Genomic DNA, 17195 nt, shown 5'->3' with positions numbered 1-17195 from the left:
TATCGATCCTTACTCAACAGGTTCGATACCACCACAAGTAGCTGGAAAGGATTTAATTATCTCGCTTTTATGGCTATTGCACTAAAAAAATTCTATAAACCTCAAAAGTTTAGATGACCTCATAAAAACGCACTCAATTTTTATCCAATATCAGCCTTCAGTTTTTTCAAAATAAGTATCTTTTTTAAAAATTTCATTTTATGAAAAATCTGGTAGTGCTTACAGGAGCAGGTATTAGTGCAGAAAGTGGTATAAAAACTTTTAGGGATGCAGATGGGCTCTGGGAAGGTCACGATGTAATGGAGGTAGCTTCTCCTTTAGGTTGGGAAAAAAACCAGGCAATGGTACTCGATTTTTATAATAAGCGTAGACAACAGCTGTTAAATGTTAAGCCCAATAAAGCACATGATGTATTGGCTGCATTAGAAAGCGATTTTAATGTAACCATTATTACCCAAAACATTGACGATCTACACGAACGGGCCGGTAGCTCTAATGTTTTGCACCTGCATGGTGAACTCCTAAAAGCTCGCAGTACGTTCGACGAAAATTTAGTGCTCGATTGGAAACAGGATATTAATATTGGGGATTTTTGCGAACATAATTTTCAGTTGCGGCCCCATGTGGTATGGTTTGGTGAAGCGGTGCCTATGATGGAAAAAGCGATCCAAAAAGTTGCAGACGCCGATGTTATCGCCATTATAGGAACCTCTATGCAGGTATATCCGGCTGCAGGACTCATCGATTTTGCTCCCCCAAAAACTCCGGTTTATTTTATAGATCCCAATCCTAATATTAAAGAAAATAAATACCTAACTATTTATGCTGAAAAGGCAGTAAGTGGTGTCCCTAAATTAGCTGAAGAGCTACGCGAAAAATTTGTCTCTTGAATATCGAATATCAATTAGAAAAAATGACACTGCATGCGGAAAGCAGAGCAAAATTTAGCAGGTTTATTAGCGAAAATCAGGCTTTACCGCGATTAATTCAGATCCTTCAGCATTATTCAGAATACCGTCGTAATGCTATTGTTGCAATAGAATTTTACGCGAGAGCGCATTGGGAAGAAGTTTTAAAATATTCCGAAGAAATCATTGATATTTCAGGCAAAGTCAGTTCAGAAACCGAAAAACGCTGTATTGCGAAATTACTAGAGAAAATCACCGAATTTCAGCATTTAAATCCAGATTTTAATCTTCCGCAGCAATCTTTAGAAAAAATAGCTGCCTTATCTTTTGATTGGTTACTAGACGGTAGTAAAACCGCAACCAAAGTTTTCGCAATGCAAAGCCTTTTTTATGTAGGCTTTAAAATTGACTGGATTCATCCCGAATTAAAAGCTTATTTACAACACAATTTCATGAACGCATCTGCCGGTTTTAGATCTAGAAGCACAAAAATTTTAAAGAAATTAAGATAGCGGTTTCCCAGATGGTTTTGAAGCACTATCTTTACGCTTTAACTTTTAAAATAAGAAAATGACACCGCTAAATGCAATTTCTCCAATAGATGGAAGATATCATTCTAAAACAACGTCTTTATCGGCTTATTTTAGTGAAAAAGCGCTTATAAAATATCGTGTAAAGGTAGAAGTTGAATATTTTATTGCTTTATGTAAACTGCCTTTACCTCAATTAGAAGAGGTTGATGAAGCGATTTTCCCGCATCTTCGTGATCTTTACGAAAACTTTACTATTCAGGATGCACAAGCTATAAAAGATATTGAGAAGATCACCAACCATGATGTAAAAGCAGTAGAATATTTTCTTAAGGATGAGTTTGAGAAATTAGGCTTAGAAAAGTCTAAGGAATTTATACATTTTGGGCTTACCTCGCAGGACATCAATAATACCGCAGTGCCTTTATCACTAAAAGATGCTATAGAAGAAGTTTACATGCCGCAATTAGATGAGATTTTAAAGAAATTAAAATCTCTTTCTAAAGAATGGAAAGATGTACCTATGCTTGCCAGAACCCACGGGCAGCCCGCCTCTCCTACCCGTCTTGGTAAAGAAATTGAAGTATTTACCATACGGCTTAAAGAACAAAAAGAACTTTTAGATGCCTGTAGCCATGCCGCTAAATTTGGTGGAGCCACCGGTAATTATAATGCGCACTTTGTAGCTTATCCCGAAATTGACTGGAAAAAATTTGGTAGCGGATTTGTAGAAAATACATTAGGTTTAAAACATTCTTTCCCTACCACACAGATAGAGCATTACGATCACATGGCGGCTATATTTGATGCTTTAAAACGAATTAATACCATTATCCTCGATTTAGATAAAGACATCTGGACGTATGTTTCTATGGATTACTTTAAGCAGAAGATTAAAGCCGGTGAAATAGGAAGCTCAGCGATGCCGCATAAAGTGAATCCTATCGATTTTGAAAACAGTGAAGGAAATTTAGGTATCGCTAATGCAGTTTTTGAGCATTTGGCCGCAAAACTACCAATAAGTCGCTTACAACGTGATCTAACCGATAGTACCGTTTTAAGGAATATTGGAGTTCCGGTGGGGCATACACTTATAGGGTTTCAATCTACCTTAAAAGGTTTAAATAAATTATTACTGAATGAAGAAAAAATTGATGCGGATCTTGAAGCTAATTGGGCAGTAGTGGCCGAGGCCATCCAGACCATTTTAAGACGTGAAGGTTTTAAAAATCCTTATGAAACTTTGAAAGGCCTTACCCGTACCAATGAGAAAATCAATAAAACCAGTATTGCTAACTTTATTGAAACATTAGAAGTAAAAGAGCATATTAAAGAAGAATTAAAGAGCATTACTCCACAAAACTATACCGGAATTTAAGTTTATAGATCGAGGCTGCTTAGCTATAGCAAAAACTGAATCATCAGGGATTGCTTTAACAGGCTATCCCTGATGACTTAAAATAGGTATATATTCAATTATTTTCAAATTAAAAAATTGTATACTTTTACACTAAACCGTAAAATTAAATTATGAATTCAGACTCTCAAATAACAGAAAACTTAAGTACTGAAGATCAGGTTATTTATTCTGATGCACAACTTAAACAGGGACAAACAGCTTACATCAACAAAGTGTTCAACTGGATGTCTTTAGCGCTTCTTATTACCGGTGTCACTGCATTTTTTGCTGCTGGCAGTTATGAATTAATGAATTTAATCTTCTCTAATAAACTGGTCTTCTACGGACTTTTAATTGGAGAGGTTTTATTGGTGGGATATATTGGTGCTAATATTCAAAAATTATCTACAACTACCGCTACTGCTTTATTTATTCTATATTCGGTGTTAAACGGCGTCACGTTATCCTTCATTTTACTGGTATTTACCTCGGCTTCTATTGCGACTACATTTTTTGTAACCGCCGGAACCTTTGGTGCTATGAGTGCTTATGGATATTTTACCAAAAGAGATCTTACCAGTATTGGTAATCTTTGTTTTATGGCTTTAATAGGTATTATTATTGCCTCGATAGTTAATATTTTCTTTTTCAACGAAATCTTATATTGGGTAATCACCTATGCAGGGGTATTAATATTTGTAGGATTAACTGCCTATGATACGCAGAAAATTAAAAGAATGTACAGAGCAGGAATGGAAGATTCTGATCTTGGGCACAACCTGGCCCTAATGGGAGCTATTAGGTTATACTTAGACTTTATCAACATGTTCCTTTTCCTTCTTAGAATATTTGGAAACAGAAAATAAGTTATTCAGGCTTTAAAATATAATCATAAAAAAGCTTCAACTAGTCCTTGAAGCTTTTTTTAGGTACCACCAAAAAGAGTATGATAACTTCAGTTTTACCCAGAAACTCTTAAAGGTTTTTCAAGCTTATATCTCGTAGTCTTGCCCCAAGATTATTGATTCTTAATCTATATTTTTTATAGCCCTGGACAATGATTGCTGCCAATGGGCAATTTTAAGCTGAAAAGTATTTTTAACTTTCGATTTATCCAAAACACTAAAAGAAGGGCGCTTTGCTGCCGTCAGATATTCACTGGATCGTATGGGAATTAAGTCGCAATTGATACCTGCTAATTTAAAAATACAAAACGCAAAATCATACCAGCTGGCAACACCTTCATTACTAAAATGATAAATACCGTAGTTCTTAGATCCTGAATGAATGATCTTTAAAATCAAATCGGCTAGATCCATAGCATAGGTTGGTGTTCCTACCTGATCATAAACCACCGATAACTGTTGTTTTTTACGACCATAGTTCAGCATGGATTTCAAGAAATTATTACCAAATTCAGAATACAGCCAGGAAGTTCTGATAATAAAAAATTGCTTTATATTTTGTTGAATCCTGGACTCTCCATCAAGCTTTGTTTTACCGTAAACTCCAAGGGGATTAGTTTTATCGTCCTCCAGATAGGGTAACGAATGCTCTCCAGAAAAAACAAAATCTGTAGAGATGTGGATAAGTGTAACCTTATATGCCTCACATAGCTTAGCCAAATTCTCAACAGCCAAATGATTAATCAGATTGGCTGCTTCTTTCTGTGATTCTGCTTTATCAACCTGAGTATATGCCGCGCAATTGATACAATAATCGTAGTTATGCCCAATAAATGCTTCCTTTAATTCTTCAAACTTCGTAATATCTAGCTCCGAAGAACTTTTAAAAGAAAAATCCAATTCATAAGCATTTCCTTGCTTCTCAATGCATTTTGCTAACTGCCCTTTTCCTCCTGTTACTAAAATTTTTGGCATATTATTTCACTTCTAGGTGTTGAGAAACATACTCTTTAAAACTCGGCAAAACCATATCTTTATCAGAAATAATCAATTCACTTTCTGCTATCTGCCAATCTATCGCGAGGTCTTTATCATTGTAGATAACTCCTGCTTCAGAATCCTTATTATAAAAATTATCACATTTATAAAAAAACAGGGCTGTCTCGCTTAAAACTACAAATCCGTGCGCACAACCTCTAGGAACAAAAAGTTGCTTTTTATTTTCTTCGGAAAGGATGGTGCTATAAACTTCTCCAAAGGTTTTGCTCTCTTTCCTAAGATCTAAGGCAACATCTAACACTTTACCTTTTAAAACAGATACCAATTTAGCCTGGGCATAAATTCCTTTCTGCAGGTGGAGCCCTCTTAAAACCCCTCTTTCTGAAAAAGACTGATTATCCTGAACGAACTGAACATGTATTCCTGTTTGCTCCTGAAATCTGCGTTTATTAAAACTTTCATAGAAATAACCACGACGATCATAAATCAATTTGGGGTTGATCTCAAAACAACCATTTATATTGGTTTTAAGTACTTCCATTTAAATACTTTTCAGCAAATTTTGACTGTAGCCGCTTTTATGATAAGGCGCTATCAAATCTAAAAATTCATCTTTAGTAATATATCCCATTTTATAGGCTGAAGCTTCTATTGCCCCTATTTTCAACCCTTGTCGCTCTTCAATAACCTGTACAAATTGTGAGGCCTGCATTAAAGAATTAAAAGTACCGGTATCTAACCACGCCGTACCAGAATCTAAAATACTTACGCTTAATTTTCCTTTATTAAGGTATGCTTTATTGATATCTGTAATTTCAAGTTCTCCACGATCACTGGGTTGAATACTTTTAGCAATTTTAATCACTTCATTATCGTAAAAATATATCCCGGGAACTGCAAAACTTGATTTTGGATTTTTTGGCTTTTCTTCAATAGATATTGCTTTTTGATTATCATCAAATTCAACCACACCGTATCGCTGGGGATCGTTTACATGATAGGCATAAATAATACCGCCATCGGGATCATTATTGGCCTGTAATAATTTTGCCAGTCCTGAACCATAAAAAATATTATCCCCTAGTATTAATGCCACTTTATCTTGCCCTATAAAGTCTTCTGCTATAACAAAGGCCTGTGCCAAACCTTCTGGCTTTGGTTGTACAGCATATTCAAAACGGCAACCATATTTTTTACCATCACCTAATAACTTTTTAAACAAAGACATATCATGCGGCGTGCTAATAATCAAAATCTCTCTTATCCCAGATTCCATTAAAGTCGATAAAGGATAATAAATCATAGGCTTATCGTAAACAGGCATTAGCTGCTTACTTACCGATATGGTACAGGGGTGTAAACGAGTTCCTGATCCTCCTGCTAAAATTATTCCCTTCATATATTACATTTATCTGATTAGGTAAAAACGAGAACGGAAATTATATAATCTCGCTTTTATATTTCTTTAAATACCAGTCTACGGTGATTTCTATACCACTTTCAAAATTTTCACAGGCTTTCCAGCCTAGCTCTTCTTCAATCTTACTTGCATCAATAGCATACCTAAAGTCGTGCCCTGCTCTATCGGTAACATACGAAATCTGACTTGCATAAGTTTCTCCTGACTTCAGTGGAACTTTTTTATCCAGCAATTCACATATTTTTTTAGCGATATAGATATTAGTTCGTTCATTTTTACCGCCAATATTATAAGTGCTACCGGACCCCCCTTTTTGAAAAGCCAGTTCAATTCCTTTACAGTGATCTAAAACATAAAGCCAGTCTCTTATATTTTTCCCATTCCCGTAAATTGGAATGTTTTCACCGGCTAAGGCCTTTCTTATAATTACGGGGATTAACTTTTCATCATGTTGTTTTGGACCATAGTTATTAGAGCAATTAGTAGTCACTACATTCATTCCGTAAGTATGATGATAACTCCTCACAATAAAGTCTGAAGATGCCTTAGAAGCACTATAAGGACTATTGGGGGCATAGGCGGTTGTTTCTTTAAAAAGTCCTGTTTCTCCAAGTGTGCCATAAACTTCATCTGTAGAAACATGATGAAATCTAGAGTTTTGATATTGGGCTCTATAAATCCCCGTAGAATCCATCCAGTAATTCTTTGCAACATCCAGTAAATTAAAGGTTCCCATGATATTGGTTTGCATAAAAGCATCGGGATGGGCAATGCTGTTATCTACATGAGACTCTGCTGCCAAATGAATAATATCCTTAATATCATATTTAGAAAAAAGATGCTCTATTAGTCCCCGATCACAGATATTACCCTGGATAAACTGATATCTGGGATGATTAGCAATTTCATTTAAATTATCGGGATTTCCGGCATAGGTAAGCGCATCTAAATTGATAATAAACGCATCTGGATTATGATCAAGATAATAAATGATAAAATTTGATCCTATAAAACCTGCTCCACCGGTTACTAGAATGTTCCGCATACTTTTTTGAAAGTAATTTATATTATTGCGAATATACTCGCAAAAATTTAAAGGACAAGACTGTTTGAGTGCATAGCACTTTATAAACAAAGCCCACTTATTAAATCCGAAAAATGAAAAAAGCCCAAATCATAATAGAAATGGGCCTTTATAATTTTTACCAATTTATTTTACAGTCGCCTTACTAACTCGATATTAAAGTTGGTACCATCAGACATAACAATTATACTATCATCTGATTCTGGTCCTCCGGCTATGATTTTTAAGGTATCATTTTTATTTAATTCCAGAAGCTTGGTCTTAGAAACTGTTTTAATATCTCCGTTCTTAACATTTGCAATTGATAGACTCCCAGAAACATCATTGTTATTTTTTTGCAGTTTTAAATAAATATCTTTTCCGCCACCACCAGATGTATTATCCATCATCACGCTGTAACTTACTCGATAAATACCTTTTACCGGTACGGTAATAGAAGATGCCGTGGTTTCTACGTTATTACTAATTACAACGTCAGTCCCAAAATCTACTTCTTTCCAAACGGCATTAGAATTATTACCATTTCCTGCATTATTTAAATGAGTTGCCGCCCCCGATTTATAAACTTCAGCATATACAAAATAGTCTCCTATTCCGTCTTCGCTCATCATTTGATTCCATTTATTATTGTACCAATAATAAAATCCGGGAGTTACATCATTCTGTGTAGCCGTGTTAAATACCAGTAAGCCATTTGCTGGATTACTAACAGGGTTTTGTTGATCTGTTTTATCCAATTGAATTCTAGGTACCAATACACCTTTATTAGTACTCACAACATCAAGCATGGCCGAACTATTTGGTGAACCTGTTCCAACCCCTGTTCTGGTATCTGAACCACCAAGTGTAATTACTTTGCTTTGCGAAGTTTTAGCCTGATAACCAATGGCATAAGAATGGGTCCCGGAAGCTTCAGCTTCTCTACCAATCGAATAACTATCGGTACCACTACTTCTAGATTGGTACCCCAAAGCATAAGCGCGCGTTCCTGAACTTGCAGCTTCACGTCCAAAACTATAGCTTTCACTACCACTGGCACTACTATTGTACCCATAAGCGTACACATCGTTACCAGATGCTGTAGCACCCCTACCATAAGCATAACCATCATTAGTACTTACAGCAGCAGAATAGCCTATAGCAAATCCCCTTTCACCACTTACAGCAGCATTACGACCTATAGCCATTCTATCTTTAATTCCAAATTGCGCTTGTTGTACATTATTTACTTTAAACACAATAGGTTGTTCATTCGTTGAACCCAAAAATTCGTCTCCAGAAAGACTATTACCGTTTAACGCCCATCCTGAACCGTCTTCTAATTCTTTAAAGCGCTCATCAATATCCTCCATGATTTTATCCACATCAGATTGATTTTCTACTTTATCCCATTTTTCATTGTCCCAGATATAGAAACCTTTTCTCAAATTATTTCCGTCATCATCCCTTTCATTATAGACTAATAAACCCTCAGTAGGATTGTTAACGGTATATTGATCTGTTAGGTTTTGTAAATCAACTTTAGGTAACAAAACCCCTTTATTGGTACTTTGAATGTGTAAAATCGCTGATGGATCTGGACTTGTTGTTCCTATTCCTACCTGTGCAGATATATTATTAATACATAAAAAATATACAAAAAGTATAGAAAAAACTGTTAGGGCTAAGTTGTTTTCAAGAGGATAATTTTTCTTCATCAAAAACCTTATATTAAGAATTGATAATGAGTAAATGGCTAAGTTATAATCCAAAAACTGAACAATATTAATACTTAAAGTTTTCTTAAAAAAAATAAAACGATTACTCACCTAAATAATCGTTTAAAAACGTATAATCCTATTTAACAACCTCTCAAATCCTACATTTTCTTACACATAATCTAGGAAAACACTTACTTTTTTAACGATCACCCTAGCTTATTCAAAAGAAAGAAGAAAAAACTATTGAAATTTAGTAAAAATTAAAAGCTGTTTTAATCAATCTTAAAACAGCTTTTAATTTTGCCTCAGTTTAAAATTGCCCAAACATAACTTTTGTAGATGCTCATAATGTTTGGGCACTGTAAAATGAATATTATTTTTCCAGGCCTCTTTGTAAAACCTGTTTAATTCCTTCAAGATTTTCTGAAAAAGCCATCATTTGCGATAAGACCTGTGCCATTTCATTTTTATCACCAAAGCCCTTCAGTTTATTATTCTTTAAAAAGGTTTCTTTTATGGCATTCCAACGAGCTTTTTCGTCTTCAGAAATGCTTCCCCTTAATTCTTTAAACTTCAACAAATTGGCTTCCGCAGCAGCAGTAAGCGTTTGCGATTCGTTTTCGTAATGGGACAACAATAAACTATTAAGCTCTTTGTTATTCATTATCGGTACTATTTTCGAAACCAGCTTATTCATATCCCTATACGACCCCTGCAATTTAAAAGCAGGCTCTGTTCGATATTCATCTTCTGTCCCGGCCGATTTTATATACGTTGCATTGACTTTTAAAACGGTATTTCGAATACTAAGCACCTTTTCCAACACCGACTTATAATCCTGAATTTCCTGCTGGGTATGATTTCCTTTAAGTTCCCCGGCATCCGAATTATTCTCTACGCGATCGATTAACGTGTACACATCATCAAAATTCCTGGAGCTTAATTGATGCAGCACCGGATTGGAAGTCAACGAATTTTCCAGCAGACTTAATTTAAACAAACTCTCGGTATCTCCAATAATATCCCCCAAATTATAAATATCGGCACGGTTAGAAAGCATATCCGGGATTCTAAATTTCTCGCCACTTTCGGTGTACGGATTCCCGGCCATGATCACACAAAATTTCTTACCTCGTAGATCGTAGGTTTTCGGTTTTCTGTTAAAGATTCCTTCAATTTTTCGGGTACCATCGGCTAGAGAAATAAACTTCTGTAAAAATTCTGGGTTACAGTGCTGAATATCGTCCAAATACAGCATCACATTATTTCCCATTTCAAAAGCCAAATTCAGTTTTTTAAGTTCTTCTCTGGAAGCCGAATTTGTCGCCGCTTCAGGATCTACAGATGTAATATCGTGACCAATCGCCGGGCCGTTAATCTTCATAAACACCAATCCCAATCGATTAGCGATGTATTCCATCAACGTGGTTTTCCCGTAACCCGGCGGCGAAATTAACAGCAGCATCCCCATTCGGTCAGTACGTCGGTTCTCCCCTACACTTCCCAATTGTTTCGCCAGGTTTTCGCCGAAAAGTGGAAAATAAACCTGATCGATCAATTTATTCCGAACAAAAGAAGTCAGCACTCTGGGCTTAAATTCGTCCAATTTGAGCTGCTCTTTTAAATCTTCGGTGACCTGATGTCTTGCTTTTCTGAAGGCCTGAAATGCAGGAACGCTATAATTAAAATACCACTGAAGTTTTTGTGTAAACTCATGAAAATTGAACTGAAATTGTCCATTTTTGATTTGCCTATGATCTCCTTTTAATCCTGAGATCACTGCGGAAGGATCGATATGATTCACTTCCGGACTTTGCTGAGGGAACAAAATACAACACGCCGCTTCGTCGATATAATTTACCTGATTTTCTAGCAATTTCGCCTTAGCAAAGGCCTGAAGCCATTGCTTTACCAACCTGATTTTTGCGGAATACGAATGTAAACTTTCCACACTATTTCTAAACTGGGATTCGGCTTTCTCTTTCTTTAGCATTTGCTGAAAATCATCTGCTAACTTTTTAGCTAAACCGCTTACCACAAATTGATCGTCACTTTGCAATTCTTCAAAAAGATATTGTGCTGTTTCTAAACTTACTTCCGCAGAAAATAAGCCCATATTTTGCCCAAAATCGCTAATGACCTGCTCTAATTCCTGAATCAGAAAATCATATTCACGGGTATTTGGGAAGTATTTTAGAACCTGCCCCGAGGCTTTTATCGAATTATTATAACCTTTTTTAGCATCGTTTTCTAACTGATTCCAAAAATACCTCGCAAAAGCTCTAATCTCAGATCGCCATCTTAAAATGCCCAAATCCTGATGTTTTTGCACCAAAATTTGCAGAATCTTAGCAGCATCAAGATCATGAACGCCTTTGATATAACCTTCAGAATAATTACTGCTGCTTTCTTCCTGAATCACCTTCAGTAACTCGTCTTCATTTAATCCCGAAAGCATTTCTGGATCTTGATCTTTATAAATTTTGAAGGCTAAAAATGAAGAACGATACACCAAATCGTTCTCAGAAATAAATTCCTGATTCCAATATTCCCGACTATTATTTAAAATTTCATTTTCCAGTTCCTGGTAAAAATCGGTGCCGCTTAAATGGTAAAATAACTTATCGTCTTTAAAAACAATACTTAGATCCAATTCCTGGCGGTTAACTCCGAATTTGTGATTGCCAAGTTTGATGATATTTTCGCCATCTTCATAAAGATCCTGCTTGTCTTTTAGTTTTCGCAATGCATCTTCCCTGCTCGTTTTTAGCGAAGTTTCAATTTCTTCGGCATTACCGCTATCGTCCAGTTCTCGTAACTGCTCCACGATATCGCGAAGCTTATTCACCATTAAATCTGAAGCGTAATAGCCGTTAATTTCTGAAACCGACTTTAGACTTTCTGCCTTCTTGCCTATGCTTTTTAAAATACGATCTGAAGCGGTTTGCAGTGCAATTGCTTTTTTATTTCGCTTTTCGTTAATCGCACTTTTCTTACTTTCAAAAGCGTTATAAACTTCTTCCCGCTTTTCGATAATTTCAGTAATAAATTCTTCAAAATCGGCAAATTTCCCTTCTAATTCTTCAAGTTGAATACTGACTTTAGTTTGAAATTCATCACATTTTTCTGGTGTTGAAGCAATATCAAGATAGTTGATGATACTTTGATCGATCAGTTTTAACTGCGCGGCAAAATCAGCTTGGGCTTCTTTGCTTCCCAGTGATTTTTTCTTATTCCTTATCGCTGCTTTAAGCTGATTTATCGTTGCAAAAATCAATGAGATATTATCGATAATCTTGGTGGAATGTGACGTATCTTCGATGTCCAGATTCGAAACAATATCAATAAGCATTTCCAAATCTATCGCGATCTGATTGACTTCTTCTTCCAGCTTTTTGGCTTCAACTACTTTACTGATCTTATCGAGTTGCTGTTGTTTTTCTTGTACTTTATCGTGATACGGCTGCAAGGCTTTATCATTCAGTAAAAATTCTACACAGCGTCTGGAAATTGTAGTGGTTTGCTCGGCAATTTCAGCTTCCAGCGATTTAATAAACTCTTCGTTTACATATCGAATTTCGTATAGACCAATCACCTCGCCACGCAATGCTCTTAACTGCGAGAGTAATTCGACAAATTCGTTGATGTTTTTAAAAGAAGTGCTCTTAATTTTACTAAAAAGCTCCTGTGCTTTCTGCTGAATTTCTTTGGTTTGTTTTTCAGCATTTTTCTTAAGCTGAATAACTTTCTGAAATTCATCGATCGCTGCATTGGCGGCAATATTGATTTCTTTTAAAGGCTCGCTTAAAACAGCGGTTTCCTTATCGTTTAGCCAGTAGTACGCATCTAAAATATTCTTTGAAGATTTTGCAATATCGGCATACAATCCATCATAATTATCTTCTTTACTCAGCAATGTGATCAGCTCATTCGCCTCGGCCATTGCTTTTACAATGTCTTTATTCCCAATTTTATACAACATCGAATCCTGATGTTCAGAAGGCATAATATCGCTCTCTAAATAAGGCGTTTGCCAAATCTGGATCATGTGATGTTTAGTCTGCTCCTCGTCGGCTTTAAAATAACAAAGCTCGCCATCGGGTAAAATGGTGAATCCCCCACAAACAATAGGAGTTTTAATTTCCTGCTCGATCATATTATAATCCATGAGCAGATAGGTTCCTTTAGAAGGGGAATAGAAAATATACAAAAAATCCTCTCCATTTGGAGAATTTAAAGTCCCCTGATATTTTAATGACTGTACTTCGTTGGAAAAAAGATGAAATTCCCCGGTTTGTAAATAGTAGCCGTTCGGGAAAATAATGCCTTGATCGTCTGGTAATAAAACTGCCGTTTCTTTGATGGAATCGATTTTCTGAACTTCCTGCATTTTGTGATTGTACACAAAATAGCGCGCTTCTTCCTGGAAAGGTTTTATTTCTAGAATAATTAAATTTCCCAAATCGGCAAAGCGAATCTGGCCATCGTCCAGGGTCTGATCTTTATAATCTACAGGTTCAGAATAGATTCCCATTCCGTCTTCTGTATTATCTTCTATTTTAATGGTAAGATCACCACCAATGGTTTCTACAAAAACTTTATCTAAAATCGCCACATGCGAATGTTCCCCGTAGCGTTGCATATCGCGGGTGGCTTCCCTCCAGTTAAATTGATGCTGCTTGGGATACTTAAATTCATGCTCGCTACGATTATCGATATAGGTAAGCGAATTATCCTTTATAAGCCATTTAAAGGTCTTAATATCGGTCACACTTTCACTCAGCTGAAAAACCATGTGCAGGTAATTCCCAATGATGGCAAATTTACTAAAGATCGTATTTCGATAGTATTTATAGAGATTTGCAAAATCGGTTTTAAAAGTTTCATCTTCAAACAGCGCTAAAGAAACTGCTTCAAAGTGATGGTCTTTAAATTCATAAACGCTAAAAACATCAGAAAGTGTAATTTCTGTACGTAATCCAAAATGCACGTTATAACCAAAAATGCAGGTATTTCCCAGCGAAATGATATCCCTGGCCACACAATTATTTTCGGTACTAATGCGGTTATTGGCAATTAATTGCGTTTCGAGCGAACCAAAAACCGTTTTTCGGGCTTCATTTAAAGTATTAAGACGTTCCTGTAAATCAGATTTATGAGTGTTAAGACGTTTACGGATAATCTCGTAGGTCCCACCATCCAGAGCATCTTTTTGTACCGGCTTTTCTTCGTTAGTATTCATTAGGTTTTGTGGTAAGGGTTAGGGTTGAATTGCTATAATTTTTGAAACCAAGAGAGACAAAGAGGATGAGATCCCGGGACACGCGCGGGATGACATCGCTCTAAATTTCATTGCTAAAAAACAGGATGAGACCCTGAACCAAGCCCGCCTGACGGACGGACAGGTTCAGGGTGACATTCCTATTTCATAATAAGTTATAGATTACACCTTTAAAGTTGACACTCGCTTATCAGACAATCCTAAACCTTTAGCCAGGTTGAATAAATTGCCTAACATGGTTTGCTCATTTTGGTCATTAGAGCGACCTTTTAATTCCATGATCAGGTTTGCGATCGTCAGGTTTTTGATATCTTCGGAAGAGATTCCGTATTTTTCTGAAAACTCACGCACTTTAGTTAGTAAATTTCCTTTGATATCATCACTGCCTAAAATCGAATCTTTTAAATCCTGAATATTGGAACTGTTTTGTACCAGTCTATCGAATCCTTTACCTCTGGTAATCTGACCAATGATCTGATCGAAGAACATGGTTTCACCACCAACAATATCGATCTTAGCAGCTTTTAGCGCATCACTAATTACATGAGCCTGAGCATCGGCGATATCTTTTTGAATATTGATATGTGCCAGATCTACCTGTAATTCTTTATCTAATTTTAACTTGAATTCTTCGTGTTCTTTACCTACACCGTCAAGTTTCTTCATTGCGGCTGCTTTTTCTTCGATACCGGCAGCATCGGCAAGGGCTTTTTCTCTAATCACATCGGCCGCTGCCTGTCCTTCTTTTCTGCTGGCTTCAGCTTTGGCTTCCATTCCGGCAGCCTCAGCTTTGGCTTTTTTCTCGATAATAAGCGCTTCCATAAGTCCTTGTCTCTCGCTGGCATCTGCTTTAGCATGCATTACTTCAGCTTCCGATAAACCAATGGTTGCTTCCTCTTTCGCTTTGGCTTCAGCAATAGTTTTTCTTGCTTCTGCTTCTTTTTCACTGGCTTCTTTATGCGCCTGTGCTTCAATATTAATTTCTTCGGCTTTTTGCTTGGCAGCTTCTTTTTGTGCTTCCGCGGCTTTAATGGTTTTAATTAATTGTTCCTGAGCATTTGCTTCGGCAATGGTTACTTTCACCTGCTTCTCACGATCGGCAGTCTTAAAGGCCTGGATATCTTTCATGTTCTCCTGCTCTTCTACCACTCCTTTTTCTAACATCACACGATCTCGAATAACATCCTGAATGTTTTTCTTCTCTACCTCAAGAACTTTCTCTTTCTCGATCTGCGCCAGTGTTACGATACGTTCTCTTTCGGTAGCCTCTAACATACGATCTTTTTCTACTCTTTCGCTTTCTACGGCTTCTGTTCGTTCTTTGTTTTTCGCCGCCACGATGATCTGACGGTTCATGTTTTCTTCGGCTACTTTTACTTTTTCTTCGGTGGCAATTCTTGCTGTTTCAGATTTTAGGCGTTCTTCTTCAGCAACTTTACTCACTTCAGCATTTTCACGTGCTTTAATGTTTGCGATCTCCCGTTTTTGCGCTTCTTCTTTTTCGGCTAACTGCTTATCTAATTCCAGGATAGCTTCGCGAGCTTCTACGTCTTGTTTTCTGATGGTTTTTTCTTCGTCACGCTTAATAAGGTTCGCTTTCATGTTCTGAACGGCGGTAAGCTCGGTTATCTTTTTAATCCCTTCCGCATCCAGAATATTATCAGCTTTTAAATGTGAAATTGGTGTTTGCTCTAAAAAGTCGATCGCACAATCTTCCAGGGTATAACCATTAAGATCTGTCCCGATGATATTCACGATCTCGTCCCTAAATTCGCGACGTGCTTCGTATAATTCGATAAAATCGAACTTTTTCCCTACGGTTTTTAGGGCTTCAGAGAATTTCGCTTCAAAAAGATCCTCTAAAGTTTCGATTCTTGATGCACGATCTACCCCAATAGTTTGCGCTACTCTTTTAATAAACGAGATATCGTTATTCACCCTCACAAAGAATGCTACTTTAATATCTGCCCGCATATTGTCTTTACAAATAAGGCCTTCGTGAGCCAAACGCTCTATCTGGATTTTCTTTACAGAAATATCCATTATCTCCATTTTATGCAAAACAGGTACCACATACATTCCTTTATCTGTGGCTACTTTGGTTCCGCGAAAACCGGTACGAACAATGGCTCGGCCTTGTGGAACTTTTTTGTAAAACATCGCGATTACTGCGAAGTAGACCACGATTAGGAAAGCTACCCCACCTAATCCAATTCCAATAATTGTTAAAATATAGTTCATTTTTTAATTAGTTAAATTAGTCGTTATATGATTGTACTAAGAAGTAATTTTTATCAGCAGATTGCTTGATAATTAAAATTTTGTCCTGATAATTGAGTTGATGTCCATCCAGGGATTTTACATAGATCGAATGTGAATCGCCATTAGCATAGATCTCGGCATTTCCCATTTTATCTCCTGAAATGGTAGAAAGCAACACTCCCTGCCGGCCAATATAATCGATGGCTTTATCGCCGTCTTTATTCAGGTTTTTAAAGAAGCCTTTAAACGGTGTGGTAAAAATCTTGTTTATAAATAAAGAGGTAAAAAAACCGGCAATCATAATCGCGAAACCTAAAAAGTGATCATAAGTATAGGTTAATGCTGTTGTTAGTGCCGTGGTAAACCACCAGATAAACACAAAACAGGTAAAGGTGAACATAAACGGCAGGCCAACAAAGTTGAAGTAAATCAAAAGAATCTGCCACCATTTTAGTGGCTGAATTCTTCTACCTACCACATCCTCTTTATTCAGCTCGGCATTAGAAACATCCTGAAATTCCATATTTGCACCATCGGTTGCCAGATCGGCATCGACATCTACATCGGCATCGATATCAATATCCATGTCGTATTCAAAGTCGATACCGCTAATCATGGTAAGCAACCAATAAACGATCAATAAAATACAAAGAATGCTTAAGGTAATGTTTACCTCAGAGAATAATATGTCTGTTAAACTGGTCAAT

The 17195-nt window shown here is 36.6% G+C and carries 12 protein-coding genes and 1 pseudogene; 5 read left to right on the top strand and 8 right to left on the bottom strand.

Features of this window, described 5'->3' with window-relative positions; all coding sequences use genetic code 11:
• The 5 genes and pseudogenes from L1967_RS03690 to L1967_RS03670 all read left to right on the top strand — a co-directional run.
• Positions 1 to 117, top strand: a pseudogene (locus L1967_RS03690) (IS5 family transposase); the annotation flags it as partial.
• An 83-nt stretch (positions 118 to 200) separates the two neighbouring features.
• The gene (locus L1967_RS03685) at positions 201 to 890 is read left to right on the top strand and encodes an SIR2 family NAD-dependent protein deacylase (RefSeq protein WP_249600373.1); all 690 of its coding nucleotides are present in this window, start codon (positions 201 to 203) and stop codon (positions 888 to 890) included.
• On the top strand, positions 887 to 1420 hold the full coding sequence (locus L1967_RS03680; RefSeq protein ID WP_249600372.1) for a hypothetical protein: 534 nt from the start codon (positions 887 to 889) through the stop codon (positions 1418 to 1420). Before L1967_RS03685 ends, L1967_RS03680 begins: the two co-directional genes overlap by 4 nt.
• A gap of 58 nt (positions 1421 to 1478) precedes the next feature.
• Entirely contained in the window at positions 1479 to 2816 is a 1338-nt protein-coding gene (gene purB / locus L1967_RS03675; RefSeq protein WP_249600371.1) for an adenylosuccinate lyase, read from the top strand.
• A 152-nt stretch (positions 2817 to 2968) separates the two neighbouring features.
• Positions 2969 to 3703 carry a Bax inhibitor-1/YccA family protein gene (locus L1967_RS03670; RefSeq protein WP_249600370.1) on the top strand — a complete coding sequence of 245 codons (735 nt, stop codon included), beginning with the start codon at positions 2969 to 2971 and terminating at the stop codon, positions 3701 to 3703.
• Positions 3704 to 3865: 162 nt separating this feature from the next.
• On the opposite strand, the gene rfbD is transcribed toward L1967_RS03670, so the two are convergent.
• The 8 genes from rfbD to L1967_RS03630 form a co-directional block, all read right to left on the bottom strand.
• Positions 3866 to 4717, bottom strand: coding sequence for a dTDP-4-dehydrorhamnose reductase (gene rfbD / locus L1967_RS03665; protein WP_249600369.1), 852 nt, complete (start codon positions 4715 to 4717; stop codon positions 3866 to 3868).
• A 1-nt stretch (position 4718) separates the two neighbouring features.
• Positions 4719 to 5282, bottom strand: coding sequence for a dTDP-4-dehydrorhamnose 3,5-epimerase (gene rfbC, locus L1967_RS03660; protein WP_249600368.1), 564 nt, complete (start codon positions 5280 to 5282; stop codon positions 4719 to 4721).
• Positions 5283 to 6140 carry a glucose-1-phosphate thymidylyltransferase RfbA gene (gene rfbA, locus L1967_RS03655; RefSeq protein WP_249600367.1) on the bottom strand — a complete coding sequence of 286 codons (858 nt, stop codon included), beginning with the start codon at positions 6138 to 6140 and terminating at the stop codon, positions 5283 to 5285.
• A gap of 40 nt (positions 6141 to 6180) precedes the next feature.
• Positions 6181 to 7206, bottom strand: coding sequence for a dTDP-glucose 4,6-dehydratase (rfbB, locus tag L1967_RS03650; protein ID WP_249600366.1), 1026 nt, complete (start codon positions 7204 to 7206; stop codon positions 6181 to 6183).
• Between the two features lie 170 nt (positions 7207 to 7376).
• Positions 7377 to 8942, bottom strand: a complete 1566-nt coding sequence (locus L1967_RS03645) for a hypothetical protein (protein WP_249600365.1) — start codon at positions 8940 to 8942, stop codon at positions 7377 to 7379.
• A 376-nt stretch (positions 8943 to 9318) separates the two neighbouring features.
• Positions 9319 to 14187, bottom strand: coding sequence for a DNA repair ATPase (locus L1967_RS03640; RefSeq protein WP_249600364.1), 4869 nt, complete (start codon positions 14185 to 14187; stop codon positions 9319 to 9321).
• Between the two features lie 201 nt (positions 14188 to 14388).
• Positions 14389 to 16467 carry an SPFH domain-containing protein gene (locus tag L1967_RS03635; RefSeq protein ID WP_249600363.1) on the bottom strand — a complete coding sequence of 693 codons (2079 nt, stop codon included), beginning with the start codon at positions 16465 to 16467 and terminating at the stop codon, positions 14389 to 14391.
• 16 nt (positions 16468 to 16483) lie between these two features.
• Positions 16484 to 17194: a hypothetical protein gene (locus L1967_RS03630; RefSeq protein ID WP_249600362.1), complete on the bottom strand. Its 711-nt coding sequence runs from the start codon at positions 17192 to 17194 to the stop codon at positions 16484 to 16486.
• Position 17195: the final 1 nt, after the last annotated feature.

The organism is Zunongwangia pacifica (assembly GCF_023499215.1).
GTDB classification, from domain to species: Bacteria; Bacteroidota; Bacteroidia; order Flavobacteriales; family Flavobacteriaceae; genus Zunongwangia; species Zunongwangia pacifica.
This window is presented reverse-complemented; position numbering and strand designations above follow the sequence as displayed.